Source organism: Massilia sp. P2_C2 (assembly GCF_056404615.1).
This window is the reverse complement of record NZ_JBFUDR010000668.1, coordinates 1-644: the sequence shown is the minus strand read 5'-3', so window position 1 is coordinate 644 and position 644 is coordinate 1. Positions and strand designations below refer to the sequence as shown.

The 644-nt window shown below is 65.2% G+C and carries 1 protein-coding gene; it reads right to left on the bottom strand.

Translation table 11 applies throughout. From position 1 onward, the window contains the following. On the bottom strand, positions 1 to 644 hold a 644-nt coding region (locus AC1DYX_RS31750), incomplete at both ends, for an IS1595 family transposase (protein WP_477266261.1).

The following is a 644-nucleotide window of genomic DNA, read 5'->3' as shown; positions in this document are numbered from 1 at the left end:
GTCGTCAGGCGGCGCGCGTCCAGCAACCTCTGCCATCCCGAATAGTTGATCAGGTAGCGGCTTGCGACACCGCGAAAGCGCACGAGCCAGCTTTTAAAACGGCTGTGCCAGGCGTTCACGTTCTGGATGTGGATCGCGCCGCGCGTCTGTTCGCCCGCGTTCCCRTTCACCGCCTCGTGCGTGATGCCGGCCTCCTTTGCGAAACGGCGATACGATCCAGCTGCATCGCTGATCAGCAAGACATCGGCCGGCAGTAGCGGTCCAAGGCATACGTGCAGYTKTTCGGCCGTCACCGGCCCGCGTCCGGTATGGAAGTCGAGCGTCTGWCCGGTACGGTCACGTGCMACGAGCAGGCARTCGTGTTCCTTGTTGATGCCGCGCCGCCTGGCCACGCCGCCGCGCTTTCTCGGCTTGCGGGTCAGGTGGCGCGATCCCTTCTGCGATTCCAGACGAAACGTCTCGTCCGCCTCGACGATGGCCGTCAACCTGGCCGGCCGGTCGCGCATGGCACCGGGAACGAACCGGTGGCGCCACCGGAAACTGGTCGTGCGATACACCCCGACGACACGCGCCGCGTCACGCACCGTGCGCGATTCGAGCACGCACTGCAGATAGGGGAGCCAGCATTCTTTCTTGCGCAGGCG